Annotated in this window: 16 protein-coding genes; 8 read left to right on the top strand and 8 right to left on the bottom strand. The window is 32.7% G+C overall.

The features are described 5' to 3' along the window. Complete coding sequence (locus tag AC3QL1_RS13515) at nt 1–642, bottom strand: protein-L-isoaspartate(D-aspartate) O-methyltransferase (RefSeq protein WP_492492084.1); 642 nt, start codon at nt 640–642, stop codon at nt 1–3. Nucleotides 643–785: 143 nt separating this feature from the next. Here AC3QL1_RS13515 and AC3QL1_RS13510 point away from each other — a divergent pair, with 143 nt between their 5' ends. The 8 genes from AC3QL1_RS13510 to AC3QL1_RS13475 all read left to right on the top strand — a co-directional run bounded on the left by AC3QL1_RS13510 (nt 786) and on the right by AC3QL1_RS13475 (nt 8,088). After that, entirely contained in the window at nt 786–1,751 is a 966-nt protein-coding gene (locus AC3QL1_RS13510) for a Gfo/Idh/MocA family protein (protein WP_492492083.1), read from the top strand. An 88-nt stretch (nt 1,752–1,839) separates the two neighbouring features. Continuing rightward, the gene (locus tag AC3QL1_RS13505; RefSeq protein ID WP_072971110.1) at nt 1,840–2,727 is read left to right on the top strand and encodes a 3-hydroxyacyl-CoA dehydrogenase family protein; all 888 of its coding nucleotides are present in this window, start codon (nt 1,840–1,842) and stop codon (nt 2,725–2,727) included. Between the two features lie 11 nt (nt 2,728–2,738). Beyond that, nucleotides 2,739–3,263: a hypothetical protein gene (locus tag AC3QL1_RS13500; protein ID WP_492492080.1), complete on the top strand. Its 525-nt coding sequence runs from the start codon at nt 2,739–2,741 to the stop codon at nt 3,261–3,263. After that, a complete protein-coding gene (locus AC3QL1_RS13495; protein WP_492492079.1) occupies nt 3,254–3,913 on the top strand; it encodes a YggS family pyridoxal phosphate-dependent enzyme in 660 nt (219 codons plus the stop codon). The genes AC3QL1_RS13500 and AC3QL1_RS13495 overlap by 10 nt, the downstream gene beginning before the upstream one ends. A 61-nt stretch (nt 3,914–3,974) precedes the next feature. Further along, the gene (locus AC3QL1_RS13490; RefSeq protein ID WP_492492077.1) at nt 3,975–5,336 is read left to right on the top strand and encodes an exonuclease domain-containing protein; all 1,362 of its coding nucleotides are present in this window, start codon (nt 3,975–3,977) and stop codon (nt 5,334–5,336) included. A gap of 30 nt (nt 5,337–5,366) precedes the next feature. Continuing rightward, a complete protein-coding gene (locus AC3QL1_RS13485) occupies nt 5,367–6,203 on the top strand; it encodes an ion transporter (RefSeq protein ID WP_492492075.1) in 837 nt (278 codons plus the stop codon). A 152-nt stretch (nt 6,204–6,355) separates the two neighbouring features. After that, nucleotides 6,356–7,276, top strand: a complete 921-nt coding sequence (miaA, locus tag AC3QL1_RS13480) for a tRNA (adenosine(37)-N6)-dimethylallyltransferase MiaA (protein ID WP_492492074.1) — start codon at nt 6,356–6,358, stop codon at nt 7,274–7,276. Between the two features lie 65 nt (nt 7,277–7,341). Beyond that, complete coding sequence (locus tag AC3QL1_RS13475; protein ID WP_492492073.1) at nt 7,342–8,088, top strand: acyl-[acyl-carrier-protein] thioesterase; 747 nt, start codon at nt 7,342–7,344, stop codon at nt 8,086–8,088. A gap of 138 nt (nt 8,089–8,226) precedes the next feature. Here AC3QL1_RS13475 and AC3QL1_RS13470 read toward each other — a convergent pair whose 3' ends face one another. The 7 genes from AC3QL1_RS13470 to AC3QL1_RS13440 all read right to left on the bottom strand — a co-directional run bounded on the left by AC3QL1_RS13470 (nt 8,227) and on the right by AC3QL1_RS13440 (nt 15,496). After that, nucleotides 8,227–8,763 (bottom strand): hypothetical protein, encoded by a 537-nt coding sequence (locus AC3QL1_RS13470; protein ID WP_492492072.1) that lies wholly within the window; start codon nt 8,761–8,763, stop codon nt 8,227–8,229. Next, entirely contained in the window at nt 8,750–9,439 is a 690-nt protein-coding gene (gene prfH / locus AC3QL1_RS13465) for a peptide chain release factor H (RefSeq protein ID WP_492492071.1), read from the bottom strand. Before prfH ends, AC3QL1_RS13470 begins: the two co-directional genes overlap by 14 nt. An 11-nt stretch (nt 9,440–9,450) precedes the next feature. After that, entirely contained in the window at nt 9,451–10,842 is a 1,392-nt protein-coding gene (locus tag AC3QL1_RS13460; protein ID WP_492492069.1) for an RtcB family protein, read from the bottom strand. A 691-nt stretch (nt 10,843–11,533) separates the two neighbouring features. Next, on the bottom strand, nt 11,534–12,250 hold the full coding sequence (locus AC3QL1_RS13455) for a response regulator transcription factor (RefSeq protein ID WP_029269611.1): 717 nt from the start codon (nt 12,248–12,250) through the stop codon (nt 11,534–11,536). A gap of 3 nt (nt 12,251–12,253) precedes the next feature. Continuing rightward, on the bottom strand, nt 12,254–13,840 hold the full coding sequence (locus AC3QL1_RS13450; RefSeq protein ID WP_492492067.1) for a sensor histidine kinase: 1,587 nt from the start codon (nt 13,838–13,840) through the stop codon (nt 12,254–12,256). Nucleotides 13,841–13,899: 59 nt separating this feature from the next. Then, entirely contained in the window at nt 13,900–14,496 is a 597-nt protein-coding gene (gene coaE / locus AC3QL1_RS13445; RefSeq protein WP_492492065.1) for a dephospho-CoA kinase, read from the bottom strand. 1 nt (nt 14,497) lies between these two features. Next, entirely contained in the window at nt 14,498–15,496 is a 999-nt protein-coding gene (locus tag AC3QL1_RS13440; RefSeq protein ID WP_492492063.1) for a glycosyltransferase family 2 protein, read from the bottom strand. Nucleotides 15,497–15,559 lie beyond the last annotated feature (63 nt).

The following is a 15,559-nucleotide window of genomic DNA, read 5'->3' as shown; positions in this document are numbered from 1 at the left end:
TTAATTTTTATCTTCTAACAAAGGCACAAATCGAAACTCTCCAAATTCATGTTTTTCAAATTGTGTTTCGTTTTTGCGAATTAATAAAGTCATGATCTGGACATCTTCTCCTAACGGAATAACAAGCCTTCCTCCTATTTTTAATTGCGCCATTAAAGGCTGCGGAATAAATGGTGCACCGGCTGTAACTATAATACTATCAAACGGAGCATGATTTGGCAACCCTTTATAGCCGTCTCCAAACGATAAATGTTTTGGACGAATATTTAATTTTGGAAATAAATTTGAAGTTGTTTTAAACAATTCATTTTGTCTTTCTATACTATACACCTTTGCGCCCAACATAAACAAAACGGCCGTTTGATACCCTGATCCGGTACCAATTTCGAGTATTTTATGATCTTTTTTAACTTCTAACAATTGCGATTGAAACGCAACTGTATAAGGTTGCGAAATAGTTTGACCAGCTCCTATAGGAAATGCCTTATCCTGATAAGCATAATCTTCAAAACTGGAATTCAAAAAAAGGTGTCTTGGGATTTTTTTTATCGCATCCAAAACCGCTCTGTCAGTAATTCCTTTTTGTTCTAAAGTGCTTACTAATTGATTACGAAGTCCTTGATGTTTGGCAGTATCTTTCAAAATGGGTTTATTTTATTTTTGTAAAATTAATAAACTAAATACTAAATCAAATATTGATTTTTAATTATTAAATCGCTAAATCTTTATTGCATTCATTTTTACATTCAACAAATAAATTCTATTTTTGTTTAAAATACATTCTCATGTTAAAAGTAGGAGTTTTAGGTGCTGGTCATCTAGGTAAAATACATTTACGCTTATTACAACAATCTGACAAATATGAATTAGTTGGATTTTACGACGAAAATCAAGAAAACGCCGAAAGAATTTCAAAAGAATTTGGCTATAAAAACTTCAGCACAATTGCAAAATTAATCCACGCTGTTGATGTAATCGATATTGTAACGCCAACACTTTCTCATTATAAATGTGCAAAAGTAGCGATCAAATCAGGAAAACACATCTTTATAGAAAAACCAATCGCCAATACCGTTGAAGAAGCCGAAGAAATTATCGCTTTGGCAAAAGAATACAACGTAAAGGGTCAGGTTGGTCATGTCGAGCGTTTTAACCCTGCTTTTATTGCTACAAAAAACATGATCGAAAATCCGATGTTTATAGAAACACATCGTTTGGCCGAGTTTAATCCGCGTGGTACAGATGTTCCTGTGGTTTTGGATTTGATGATTCACGATATTGATGCTATTTTGAGTGTAGTTCATTCAAAAGTAAAAGATATTCATGCCAGTGGTGTTTCTGTAATCAGTGATACTCCTGATATTGCCAATGCCCGAATTGAATTCGAAAATGGCTGTGTTGCGAATTTAACGGCAAGCAGAATTTCGATGAAAAACATGCGTAAAACACGTTTCTTTCAAAGAGATGCCTACATTTCTGTTGACTTTTTAGAGAAAAAATGTGAAGTAGTCCGTATGAAAGATGCGCCAGAAACTCCTGGAGATTTTGATATGATTCTGCAAAATGCCGAAGGTGTAAAAAAACAAATCTACTTTACTAATCCTGATGTTGAGCAAAACAACGCAATTCTTGACGAATTAGAATCATTTGCAAATGCTATCAATACTGATACTACGCCTGTTGTAACGCTTGAACAAGCTACAGATGCTTTAAGGGTAGCGTATCAAATTATTGATTGTTTCGATAAATAATATAATTTTAAAAAATAAAATTAGCCACGAATTCACTGCTTAACTAGTGAATTCGTGGCTAAATCATAAATATAATACCAATAAAAAAATGAAAACTATAGCTGTAATTGGTGCAGGAACAATGGGTAACGGAATTGCTCATACATTTGCACAAAGTGGTTTTACCGTAAAACTTATTGATGTTTCTGAAAAATCATTAGATAAAGGAATGGCAACGATTGCCGCTAATTTAGACCGAATGTTGTCTAAAGGAACTATCACTCAGGAAGATGTTGCCAAAACAATCACCAATATTATTACCTATACTGATATTAAAGATGGAGTTGTTGGCGTTGATTTAGTAGTTGAAGCTGCTACAGAAAATGTAGAGTTGAAACTGAATATCTTCAAGCAATTAAACGAAGCTTGTTCTCACAATACTATTTTAGCTACCAATACTTCTTCAATTTCAATTACACAAATTGGAGCCGTTGTTGCACATCCTGAACGCGTTATCGGAATGCACTTTATGAATCCAGTGCCCATTATGAAATTAGTTGAAATCATTCGTGGATACAATACCAGCGATGAAGTAACTAAAATTATCATGGATTTATCCGTAAAATTAGGCAAAACACCAGTTGAAGTAAACGATTATCCAGGTTTCGTAGCAAACAGAATTTTAATGCCTATGCTAAATGAGGCAATTGAAACGTTATATAATAAAGTTGCCGGGGTTTATGAAATTGACACTGTTATGAAATTAGGAATGGGACATCCGATGGGACCGCTTCAACTAGCTGATTTTATTGGTCTTGACGTTTGTCTTGCAATCTTAAACGTTATGTACGAAGGTTTCAAAAACCCTAAATATGCGCCTTGCCCATTATTGGTAAATATGGTGAGAGCCGGAAAGTTAGGAGTAAAATCTGGTGAAGGTTTTTATGATTACAGCGAAAGTAAAAAAGCTGAGAAAATTTCTAAGCAGTTTGTTTAAGGATTTTAAATATGATAACATTTGAGAGCGAATATAAAAATTTCAATCAACGCCTTTTTACAGTAAGAAATTTGGCATTCGTAATTGAATTCTTTATTTATTTATCTCTAATTTTATTTTTTAATCTTCCAAAATTTTATACAATTATAATTGGGTTGTTTCTATTAGCAATCTGTGGCTTTATAATTATTAATAGAAGTAAAAGCAATGTTGATATAATAACTTTAGAAGAAAATAGTATTATATTACATGGTGAAACGTTTAATACGCAATGGATAAAATCACTAAATATAAAACAAACTTCTATCAAAATACAGAGTAATGGTTCTTCTAGGCGAGGATTATGTGGTGCAAATTTTTACCTAAAAATAAAAACCAAAGAAGATAATTACATCATAAATTCATTCGAAACATATTCTGATGAAGGAATAATACAGATCTTCAATGAATTTAAAAAATCCAAGAATGAAAAGATAATTGTAGACGAAAGACTAATTATATTGAGAATTCAAGAAAAAATAGAAAAATGTCAATAGCATCAAATTTAAATACAATCAAAACAAGTTTGCCTGAACATGTAACATTAGTTGCCGTTTCAAAAACCAAACCTGTTTCTGACTTAATGCAGGCTTACGAAGCCGGTCAACGCATTTTTGGAGAAAACAAAATCCAGGAAATGGCTGATAAGTACGAAGAAATGCCAAAAGATATTCAATGGCACATGATTGGTCATGTTCAAACGAATAAAGTCAAATTTATGGCGCCATTTGTAAGTTTGATTCATGGTGTTGACAGTTTGAAATTATTACAGGAAATCAACAAACAAGCTTTAAAAAACAACAGAATTATCGATTGTTTGCTTCAAATACATATCGCTGAGGAAGAAACTAAATTTGGTTTAGACGAAAATGAATTAAATGAACTTATTTCTTCGTCTGAGTTCAAAGAAATGAAAAATATTCGTACCTTAGGTTTAATGGGAATGGCAACATTTACAGAAGATCAAAACCAAATTAAAAAAGAATTCCAGCATTTAAAATCGATTTTCGACTCCATTAAAACATTGCAGACTGAAAACTGCAAACTGAATACTATTTCAATGGGAATGTCCGGTGATTACCAACTTGCCATAGAATGTGGCAGTACAATGGTACGAATTGGAAGCAGTATTTTTGGAGGAAGATAAACTTACTAACTACCGTGAAGATGCACTACTGTGCATCTCTACATACAACTGAATACATAATTTGTACGCAATATTAGACATAGAAACTACTGGTGGCCAATTTAATGAAGAAGGAATTACCGAAATTGCCATTTATAAATTTGATGGACACGAAGTAGTTGATCAATTCATTAGCCTTGTCAATCCTGAAATTCCAATTCAGCCCTTTGTGGTAAAATTAACCGGAATTAATAATGCTATGCTGCGTTCTGCTCCAAAGTTTTTTGAAGTCGCAAAAAGAATTATAGAAATTACTTCAGATTGTATTATTGTGGCCCATAATGCTTCTTTTGACTACCGAATCTTACGCACGGAATTCAGACGATTAGGTTATGATTTTGAAGCCAGAACGCTCTGTACTGTAGAACTAGCCAAAAAATTAATTCCGGAACAGCCTTCTTATAGTTTAGGAAAACTCGTTCGCGCACTTGGAATTCCAATGGCAGACAGACATCGCGCCAGCGGAGATGCTATGGCAACCACAAAACTTTTTAAAATGCTTCTGGAAAAAGATCTGGAAAAAACAATCGTAAAAGATTTTATAAAGCTCGAAGTCGAAAAAGGAATTTCTCCTAAATTGATGGATTTAGTTGGACAAATGCCTTCTAAAACCGGTATTTATTATATTTATAATGAAGGCGGTACATTAATTTATATCGGCAAAAGCCAGAATATTCGAAAAAGAGTAAATCAGCATTTTACAGGAATCACGACCAAAAGCAAAAAAATTCAGGCCGAAGTTTTTACTATAACTTATGATGAAACCGGAAGCGAATTAATTGCATTATTAAAAGAAAGCGAAGAAATAAAAGTAAACCGTCCAAGACATAATCGTTCACAGAAAAAAACTTTTTTTCCGTTTGCCTTATATGCAGAAAAAGACGCCAATGGATATCTGAACTTAAAACTTCAAAAAGCAGATGGCCGTAAAAAGGAAATTACATCATTTATTTCTTTGCAGGAAGGTAAAAATATGCTTTTCAAATTCTCTGCAAATTATCATTTGTGCCAAAAACTGACAGGTTTATATCAAACCAAAAAAGAATGTTTTCAATATAAAATCAAAGAGTGTGATGGAGCTTGCATTGGTGAGATTACACCTGAAATATACAATGCTCGTGTACAGCAATTTATCTCAGAACATAGTTTTGAAAACAAAAGCATGATTATTATTGACAGAGGCCGTAACGTAAACGAACGCAGCGCAGTATTAATCGAAAATGGACAATACAAAGGATATGCTTTTTATGATTTGAATTATCAAATTATGAATAGCGATATTTTAAAGAATATTTTGATTCCGATGCAAAACAATCGTGATGTCAAAAACATCATCCAGCAATACATCCGTAAAAGTAAATCAGTTAAAATTCTAAATTTTTAACAAATAAAAACTTTCATTATCTTTGACGGTATGAAAAAAACAAAATCAAAATACGAGATTTTCAGAGAAAAAATCAAGATCATTCTTTATGGTACCAATACAATTTTAGGACGAATGTTCGATTTGGTACTTCTTGGATTGATTTTATTGAGCGTTCTTTTGATTATGATGGAAACAGTTCAGGGAATCAATCAAAAATATCATTCACAACTTATTATCTGCGAATGGGTTATCACCGGATTTTTTACCATTGAATATATTTTAAGGATAATTTCAATTCAAAAACCCGTTAAATATGTTTTCAGCTTTTACGGAATTATAGATTTACTGGCCGTTTTGCCTATGTATTTGTCTATATTTTTTCCCGGCGCCAGCATACTTTCCATCGTTAGGGCATTGCGCTTTTTCCGATTATTCAAAATCCTGCATATTCCGCAAATATCACATCAGTCTTATCAACTTCGCGAAGCCATCGAAGCCAGTAAAGAAAAAATTCTCGTTTTCATATATTTTGTGCTAATAAGTACCATACTAATTGGTTCTATAATGTATTTGGTAGAAGGCAAACAATCTGGATTTACAAGTATTCCGATGAGTATTTATTGGACTATTGTAACTTTAACGACAGTTGGGTATGGCGATATTTCTCCGCAAACTCCTTTAGGACAATTTATTGCAGCTTTAGTAATGATTTTAGGTTACGGAATTATAGCCGTACCAACCGGAATTGTAACAGCAGAATTTGCAAAAAGCAGTCTCAAAAACAACAGCGTAAGCGGAAAAAGAACCTGCAAAAATTGTAATTCGCAAACCCATTTTGATAGCGCAAAATATTGTTATGAATGCGGAACAGAATTACCGAATTAATTTAAGAAGCAATTCCAGCTGTACATTACAACTCCTCCTTATCTTTGTTGTTTTTTTAAGGCATAAAAGGAGCTTCTAAAGTCGCTCTTTTATCCCAAAAAAAACGAACAAATATAAGTCCGGGGTTTCCATTTCCATCTGGGCTAAAAAATATGAAACATTTAATCACCATTGTCGGACCAACCGCTATAGGCAAAACAGCCTTGAGTATTGCTTTGGCACAACATTTTAACTGCGAGATAATTTCTTGCGACAGCCGTCAGTTTTTCAAAGAAATGACTATTGGTACCGCTGTTCCAAATCAGGAAGAACTTAATTCAGCCACACATCATTTCATTCAGAATAAATCAATTTTCGAAAATTATACCGTTGGCGATTACGAAAAAGAAGCACTTTTAAAACTGGAAGAATTGTTTCAAAAAAATGATTTCGCAATTTTAATTGGAGGTTCAGGTTTATATGTCGATGCTATTTTAAAAGGCTTTGATGAATTTCCCGAAATTGATCCTTCAGTTAGATCTGAAGTAAATTCAAATTACGAAAAACTGGGAATCAATTATTTACAAGAGCATTTACAGCTTTTAGATCCGGAATATTATCAAAAAATAACTTTAGAAAATCCGCAGACTTTACAGAATCCGCAACGCATTATGCGTTTTGTAGAAGTTTGTATCGGAACCCAAAAACCCTATTCTTCTTTTTTAAATCAAAAGAAAAACAACAGAAACTTCACTCCTATTTTAATCGGTTTAGAAGCAGACAGAAATATCATTTACAACCGTATTAATCAGCGTGTTGACATCATGATGAACCAAGGTTTACTGGAAGAAGCAAAAGCACTTTATCCAAATAAAGCGTTAAATGCCCTGCAAACCGTGGGTTATAGAGAATTATTTAGTTATTTTGACGGAGATTTCTCTTTGCCATTTGCCATCGAAGAAATTAAGAAAAATACCAGACGTTTTTCCAAAAGACAACTTACCTGGTTCAAAAGAAATGAAACCACAAAATGGTTTGATTATGCCACGGATCGAAAAGAAATAATAAATTACATAGAAAATCTTCTAAGGTAAAAATCTATTTTCTATAATCTATATTCTTTTTTCTAAATAAATATTCTAAAATTTAAAATTACAAAATGCCAATATCACCAAATTTCACATCGGTTTTAAGCAAAGACTGGGAAATCAATTTTACGCAATGCACGCCAAACGGCTTTTTAAAATATACAGACTTATGTAATATTTTACAACTCACCGCCGCGGCACATTCTGAAGTTGGCGGAATCAGCTTTTTTGACATGCAGGAATTTCACCAGGCTTGGGTTTTAAGCCGAATGCGCGTTGAAATTAGTGCTTTACCAAAATGGCAAGATGTTGTAACAGTTAAGACCTGGATCAATAGTTTAGAAAATTCCCGTTCGGTTCGTGCGCTTGAAATGTATGTTAATGGCAAAAAAATAGTAGGCTGCGAAACCTATTGGGCCGTTTTTAATACACAAGCGCGTCGCCCTGAACCATTAGCTTTGCCTTACGAGCATTTTGAATTATTCCCTGAAAATCGTGCTACAAAAGAAGGTTTTTCGAAAATAAATATCAACCATGAAAAAGGCGCTATTTTTGAAAAGACAGTTTATTTATCAGATTTAGATATTGTAAATCACGTAAATAATGTCAAATATTTAGAATGGTGTTTAGATCATGTTGATGAAAAAAGAATCCTGAAACAACAAGTGAAAAGTTTTGAAATGAACTTTATGAAAGAGCTTTCCCTAAAAGATAAAGTTGTCATTCATGAAAGTGAAGATGATGATCACACAACAGCAACCTTCAGCATTACAAAAGGCGAAAAAACCTGTTTTGCTTTAGAATTGCACTGGAAATAATTATTGCTCACAGATTAAACGGGTTGAACGGGTTTACACCGATTTTGGTTTATTAAAATTCGTGTAAATTAGTGCAATTCGTGGCAAAAAAAAACAAAAAACGATGCAATTTTGCATCGTTTTTGTTTCATCTCAAAATTATTTTGATTTCTTTTTAGAATCCTTTTTTGATTTTTTAGGTTTCTTTTTATCCTTCATCAAATCAATTTTTCCTTTGATTCTCTTTTCTGTTTCTGCAATATCCGAATCAAAAGTGAACTGTAAGGAACTAAGTTTAGCTTCTTTAATTGCTCTCAATGCTTTTTTAAACTCCCGCTTCGCTTCTAAAAGAATCGCTTTCTTTACAAAAATTTCAGATTTGTTTATTCCTTTTATAGTTAATGCAAAATCAATAAGTTTTTGAGCTTCTTCATAATCTTCATTCAAAATTAAAGTTTGTAAATAGTGCGGATATACTTCAAATGCATGAATATTTATAGCTAAAGCTTCCTGAAAATAAGACTTAGCTTCCTCATAATTCCATAATTGCTCTGCCTGAATTCTTCCGTACAAACACAAAACCATCGTGTTTTTATCATTATAAGAAGAAGCATAATCTAAAGATTCGATAGTTCCTTCAAGCCAATACGGATAATTATCCAAAGCCTGAAAAAGGTATTTATCAATTGTTTTCATTTCGTAAGTCTGTTTTTAATTTCTGTCGAATTCCTTTGTAACTTTTCTCGATTTTATTCTTTTTAAAATCACTTCCGGTAAAAACCCTCACAGGATTTCCACGTTGAATATTCAGTTGGTTTTCCCATTGTTTACCAACATGATTTTTGAGTTGCTGTAAGGTTTCGTCTTCTAATTTTTTTAATAATCTTTCTGTTGCCAGTTTTTTGTTTTGGTGTTGCGAACGGCTGTCCATCGAAACGACTGCAATTCCGGTTGGAATATGTGTTGCTCTAATCGCCGAACTCACTTTGTTTACATGCTGTCCGCCGGCACCTGAACTTCGCATTGCCTGATACTGAATGTCATTTTCTGAAATTGATGCATTGTTCTGCGGTTCAATCTCAAAAATGCCTATAAACCAGTTTTTGCGTTTGTGCATTTTGCGAAACTGGCTCTGCCCAATCCATTGAATTGTTCCAATCCAGGAAGCAGCAAAACCTGCAGCATTTTTTCCTTTTACAGAAATTGTTGCCGTTTCAACAGTTCCATTTTCCTGACCAACTTCTCTTTGCAGTAAAGTAGTTTCCAATTGTTGCTCTTCGGCTTCTTCCAAAACTTTTTTAAGCACTTGGGCAACTACCCAAGTGCATTCTGCAGGTCCACGACCCGATGTTATCTGAATTATTTTTTCCATTTTAATTTCTTTTATCGATCCATTCTAACGATTTTCGGAGTGAAAGTTCCCAGAACTTCAACCAAATCTGTTTGGTTTGCCATCACTTTTGTAATGTCTTTGTAAGCCATTGGGGCTTCATCAATATTGCCGCCAATTAAGGTTACATCATTAGCTTTCAATACCTTTTTAATTTCACTTTGCGTAAAAGTGGCTTTGCATTTAGCTCTCGAAAATAAACGTCCGGCACCGTGCGAAGCTGAATTTAAACTTTCTGGATTTCCTTTACCTTTCACAATATATCCCGGAGCTGTCATTGATCCCGGAATAATTCCTAACTGACCTTCTGCAGCCGGAGTTGCGCCTTTTCTGTGCACGATGCATTCCTGTCCGTTTACCATTTCCTTCCACGCAAAATTGTGGTGATTTTCAATCGTTACTACTACTCGCTTTCCTATTGCTTTTGCAATTCGTCTGTGAATATCGTCGTGACAAGCTTTTGCATATTCTCCCGCTAAATTCATCGCTAACCAATATTCCTGACCATCATGCGTGTTCAAATCAAGCCAGGCCAGATGCTGCACATTTTTTGGTAACGGACATTGTTTCGTTGCCAGATAGGTATAATGTTTGGCAATATTTGCACCTAAGCCACGTGAACCGCTATGCGACAAAACTGCAAAATATTCACCAACGCCTAATTTCCATTCATTCTCTGGATTATCAATTTTTGCTACGCCAAACTCGACAAAATGATTTCCTCCTCCTGAACTTCCCAATTGCTTATACGCTTTTGGTAAAAGGTTCTTTAGCAACGGAATATCCTGAAACTCGCTTCTGTAAAAAACATCATGATCTGCCTTCGCAGCATGCGTTTCATTCATTCCGAATTTTGTATTGTCTTTTAAAATTGCTTCTAACTGATGTTCTTTTCCTTTGAAATGCGAAGCCGGTAAATCAAAAATCGACAGGCTCATTCTGCATCCAATATCGACTCCAACTCCGTATGGAATAACGGCATTATCTGTTGCCAAAACTCCGCCAATCGGTAATCCGTAACCTGAATGTGCATCCGGCATTAAAGCTCCAGCAACTGAAATTGGCAATTTTAAAGAATCATACAACTGAAATTTAGCCTGTTGATCAATTTCATTTTCACCAAAAATCGTAAAAGGTGCTCGGGTTGCCTTCAACTGATGCATCCTAACCTGAACCGGGTTAATTAAACCTTCAACTACTTTTCCCCAGGTTCCATTTCCTTCAAATTTTTCAGGATGTAGTAAAACCTCTTTCGCTTCTGTTAGAATGGATTCCTTTTTTTCTCTTTTTCTATATCTGTTTATTTGCCCTAAAGCAATATTTATTGAATTGTTTTTTGGAAAGCCTAATTTAATCAGGTCTTTTCCGTATAATTTATTTCCCATAAATTTTTATTAAATATTGTTTGTTGGCAAGCAGATGTCTCCAAAATTTAATTTGAATAAAACATAAGCATGCTGAATCTTTTACCTTTGGGTAAATATTAAACTGTCTTTCGGGAAAATTTGAAGTGTCTAGAATAAAAAAAGCCCGAAACTAAATGTCTTCGGGCTTTTTTATATATCTAAAAATGAATTTCTAAGATTGAAATAAGCCACGAAGAAGCGCTGCACCAAATCCGTTTGGTGTGAAGCTTTGAGATGATGATGTAAATACAAACATTTTCTTCGTTTTTAAAGGGTTATTATTTTTTTCGTGTGCAAATATTGTGAATACTTTTTTGAATTTCCAAATTTAATTTAAAGAAAATTTGGATTAAAAATATCCCATACCTTTTTGTGAACTGAATTTCACAAGTTATCTACCTGAATACTAAATCACTAGCCCTGATAGAAGCGGTATCCTTTTTCTGGCTCCTTTAGCCAGGAAAAGATACAAGCGGATAGCAGGAAATAGCTTCAAATTATTTTAATCTCAAAAATAAATATCAAAAAAAAATCAAAATTCTATTTTTCGGCCTCTTGTCATTTCTCGTTCCTCGAAATGACAAGATTGGGCATAATTAATTTCTCAAAAATAAACCACAAAAAAACCCTGATTTCTCAGGGCTTGTATGTTTTTTAGGTGGCTTTTTTGTTATTCAGTTACTTTGCTTTTAACAACTAATCTGAAACCTTCTCCGTGAATGTTAAGGATTTCAACATCTTCATCAGATTTTAGATATTTTCTAAGTTTAGCAATGTAAACGTCCATACTTCTTGAAGTAAAGTAGTTATCATCTCTCCAGATTTTTGTTAAAGCTAATTCTCTTGGCATTAAATCATTTTCATGAAGAATTAACATTTTAAGCAATTCGTTTTCTTTTGGAGATAATTTTATTGGCTCTTCGTTTTCAAAAGTTAAGAATCTAAGTTTAGAATTTAAGTGGAATTTACCAATATTAAATTCAAACTGTACTTGCTCTGCTTTAGTATCAGCCGATTTTCTTTGAATAATAGCCTTGATTTTCATTAACAAAACTTCTGAGTCAAAAGGTTTGTTTAAGTAATCATCAGCACCGGCTTTATATCCTTTTAACACATCTTCTTTCATAGATTTTGCTGTTAAAAATATAATTGGCACTTCGCTATTTTTCTCTCTAATCTCTTTTGCCAAAGTGTAACCATCTTTATAAGGCATCATTACGTCAAGAATACATAAATCATATACATCTTTCTTGAATTTCTCGAAACCTTCCATACCGTTTTTAGCTAAAGTAACTTCAAAGTCATTTAACATTAGATAATCTTTAAGAACTGCCCCAAAATTAAGGTCATCTTCTACTAAAAGTATTCTTTTGTTATTATTTTCCATATTTTAATTTATTAATGGTATTTTTATTATAAAGGTGCTACCTTTTCCTTTTTCGCTTTCAACATATACTTGACCATTGTGATCCTCAACTATTCTTTTTACATAAGCCAGACCTAAACCGTGGCCTTTTACATTATGTAAATCTCCGGTATGCTCTCTGTAAAATTTCTCAAAAACTCTTTTTTGAGCTATCTTACTCATACCAAGTCCGTTATCTTTAACTTTTATCAGAATCATATCTTTAATATTTTCTGTAAAAATTTCAATTTCAGGAACATCAGGAGAATATTTTATTGCATTTTCTAAAATATTAACCAAAACATTTGTAAAATGAACTTCATTTACTAAACAAGTTGTTCTGGCAGCATTTAAGTGTTTTACAACTGTACCGTGTCTGTCTTCCAGAATTAGATTTACGTGCTCAATTGCGTCATCAATTATATCATGAATTGCAGTTGGTTCCTTTGTAATATCAAGTTCTCTTTTTTCCAGTTTAGAAATACGAAGTACATTTTCTACCTGAGCGTGCATTCTTTTATTCTCATCCCTAATCATTTGAAGATATCGATATACTTTTTCTTTATCTTCAATAATTTTTGGATTTCTTATCGCATCGAGTGCTAAATTTATGGTTGCAATTGGAGTTTTAAACTCATGCGTCATATTATTTATAAAATCTGTTTTGATTTCAGAAATATGCTTTTGACGCAATAATTGGTTCAATGCACTTGTATAGGCTACTATTATAATCAGTGTAAAAACGATTGATAATATGGTTATACTTAATAATTCTGATAATAAAAATTTCTTTTTGTGTGGAAATGTTATGAATAATTCATATTTACTATTTCCTTCATTATCAGTATATATTGGTATATGATAACTGGCATCTTTGTCATAATGAAAGCCATCAGATTTTATTTTTGTAGCTATACCGCTATTGAGCACTCCAAACTCGAATTTGGTTTTAACACCGTATTCTTCTAATTCTTTTTTTAACAGTTTTTGTAACTTGTCTTTTGTAATTCTGCCTTCAATTGGAGTTAACGAAGCAATATCTTTATATTGTATCTGTTGCTGAACTTTATTTAAAATATCTAAACTTCCAGATTTTTCAATCTTTAAATCCGGTATAATACTTTGTCCTAAAGTATTGTTATCGATATTGTTATTGTTGTTATAAATTTCAGTTACTCTTTTTGAGCTAAAATTTTTAAATCTTTCGCTGCTGAACTTTTTATTAAAAAGCGATCCGCTTATATCATAGTCTTCTGATGTAAGGGTATTAGAATAAACTATTGTTTTATTAGTTTTTGTATTTCTTTGCACATACAAAACTTCCAGTAAATCTTCCTTTTTTGGAATTTTGCCTGTACTGTCTTTTATGCGGTTGTATTTGTCATAAAAACTATATTCTTCCTGCTGTTCAAGTTTATCAGCAACATTCCCAATTACTTGGGTAACGTGGTATTTAAATTGTTCATCATTGTTTTTAAACGAAGAATTGAACCAAAATACCTGAACAAGAATTATCCCTATTAAGGACAAACTCATCAATAAAACAAGTATTCTAAAAAATAATTTATTCATCGAAACAAAATTAATATTTTAACAATATACTAAATAATACATTAACCAAATATTAACATTTAAGACTGATTTTGTTTTATATCTAAAATTTTAAGAATTTTAACAACTTCTTCCTTAGCATTTTTAAGATTATCGTTATTAATTACAAAATTGCTTCCAGAAATTCGTTTTTCATCATTCCACTGCATCTCCATTCGGCTTAAAACGTGCTCCCGGGTGGTATTATCGCGTTTTAAAACTCTTTCAATTCTTACTTCTTTTGGAGCTGTTACTGTTATTACAACATCACATTCTTTATATCTTCCGCTTTCAAATAAAATAGCAGCTTCATAAATGACGTAGGCATTGTTTTTATGCTGCAATAACCATTCCTCAAAATCCTTTTTTACAGCCGGATGTACTATTCCGTTTAATTGCGCTAATTTATCTTTATCATTAAAGACAATTTCAGCAAGTTTAGCACGATTTAAAATATTGTTTTCAAAAAGGTTTTCACCAAATAAAGTTTTTATTTGTTTAACAATATTTTCAGATTGCATTACTCTTTTTGCACCGTCATCTGCAATATATACGGGTACACCCATTTCCTGAAAATAATTGGCGATGGTTGTTTTTCCACTCCCTATTCCGCCTGTCAAACCAATAACTTTTGTCATACTATACTTTAAAAAACATACGAGGAAAAGCTTCTTGTGGTTTTTTCTTTAAAATGATGATTTTTATGAAAGATTCTAAAAAGCCTATTCCGTAACCGTAAAATTGTTTCCAAACCGCAATAATAGATAAATATCCAATTTTAATACTTCTATTCTGAATGCTTGCTGTAAGAAAAATTATAACGAAATATACGAAATATAATTGTAATAAAATATCTATATTGAATATTAATAGTAAAAAAGCTAATAATAATCCTAATATAAACACGGTTGGAAAGAAGAAAGTAAGCTTATTATGTTCTGGATACCAACTATTTAATATTGGTCTTGCCTTACCAAATTTATTTACCTGAATGGCAAATTTTTCCCAGTCAATTCTGCGTTTATGATAGACAAAAGCCTCAGGAAACAGTCTGGTTTCAAAACCTAAATTCCATAAACGAATAGATAAATCAGGATCTTCGCCAGGATGAATATTACCAAAACCTTTTGAAGCTTCAAAAGCCTTTTTCGAAATTCCCATATTAAAACTGCGAGGCTGAAACTTATTGATTTTTTCTGATCCGCCACGAATTCCTCCAGTTGTAAGAAACGATGTCATTGCAAAATTAATCGCTTTTTGAATGTTCGAAAAACTGGCTAATGCTTTATCAGGACCACCAAAACAATCTACATAACTTTTATTCAGCTCTTTTCTAACTTCTGTTAAGTAATTTGGCGGGATTATACAATCTGAGTCAAAAATGATAAAGTAATCACCTCTGGCTTTTTGCATTCCAAAATTTCTCGAATCTCCCGGTCCTGAATTCTCTTTAAAATAATAAGAAATGTTTAGTTTTCCCTGATACGTCATCACAACATCTTTACAAGGAATTGAAGAACCATCTTCTATCAGAACAATTTCAAAAGCTTCATTATAATCAGATTTTGTTAAGCTTTCTAAAAGTTCATCAACTTCATCCGGACGATTATACACGGGTATAATTAGAGAAAAAATCATAGTGGAAAAGGCGTTATTAAAGTAGCAATTGTTTTAAATTTCAATATTTCAGCAAAGATATGT

The organism is Flavobacterium sp. GW823-FHT04A11, assembly GCF_058796535.1.
This window is presented reverse-complemented; position numbering and strand designations above follow the sequence as displayed.

What these genes read in the sequence shown, in the direction of transcription:
- coaE (WP_492492065.1), bottom strand. Translation starts at nt 14,496, where the DNA reads ATGACAAAAGTTATTGGTTTGACAGGCGGAATAGGGAGTGGAAAAACA.
- miaA (WP_492492074.1), top strand. Translation starts at nt 6,356, where the DNA reads ATGAAACATTTAATCACCATTGTCGGACCAACCGCTATAGGCAAAACA.
- AC3QL1_RS13455 (WP_029269611.1), bottom strand. Translation starts at nt 12,250, where the DNA reads ATGGAAAATAATAACAAAAGAATACTTTTAGTAGAAGATGACCTTAAT.
- AC3QL1_RS13510 (WP_492492083.1), top strand. Translation starts at nt 786, where the DNA reads ATGTTAAAAGTAGGAGTTTTAGGTGCTGGTCATCTAGGTAAAATACAT.
- AC3QL1_RS13505 (WP_072971110.1), top strand. Translation starts at nt 1,840, where the DNA reads ATGAAAACTATAGCTGTAATTGGTGCAGGAACAATGGGTAACGGAATT.
- AC3QL1_RS13470 (WP_492492072.1), bottom strand. Translation starts at nt 8,763, where the DNA reads ATGAAAACAATTGATAAATACCTTTTTCAGGCTTTGGATAATTATCCG.
- AC3QL1_RS13500 (WP_492492080.1), top strand. Translation starts at nt 2,739, where the DNA reads ATGATAACATTTGAGAGCGAATATAAAAATTTCAATCAACGCCTTTTT.
- AC3QL1_RS13460 (WP_492492069.1), bottom strand. Translation starts at nt 10,842, where the DNA reads ATGGGAAATAAATTATACGGAAAAGACCTGATTAAATTAGGCTTTCCA.
- prfH (WP_492492071.1), bottom strand. Translation starts at nt 9,439, where the DNA reads ATGGAAAAAATAATTCAGATAACATCGGGTCGTGGACCTGCAGAATGC.
- AC3QL1_RS13450 (WP_492492067.1), bottom strand. Translation starts at nt 13,840, where the DNA reads ATGAATAAATTATTTTTTAGAATACTTGTTTTATTGATGAGTTTGTCC.
- AC3QL1_RS13495 (WP_492492079.1), top strand. Translation starts at nt 3,254, where the DNA reads ATGTCAATAGCATCAAATTTAAATACAATCAAAACAAGTTTGCCTGAA.
- AC3QL1_RS13440 (WP_492492063.1), bottom strand. Translation starts at nt 15,496, where the DNA reads ATGATTTTTTCTCTAATTATACCCGTGTATAATCGTCCGGATGAAGTT.
- AC3QL1_RS13485 (WP_492492075.1), top strand. Translation starts at nt 5,367, where the DNA reads ATGAAAAAAACAAAATCAAAATACGAGATTTTCAGAGAAAAAATCAAG.
- AC3QL1_RS13475 (WP_492492073.1), top strand. Translation starts at nt 7,342, where the DNA reads ATGCCAATATCACCAAATTTCACATCGGTTTTAAGCAAAGACTGGGAA.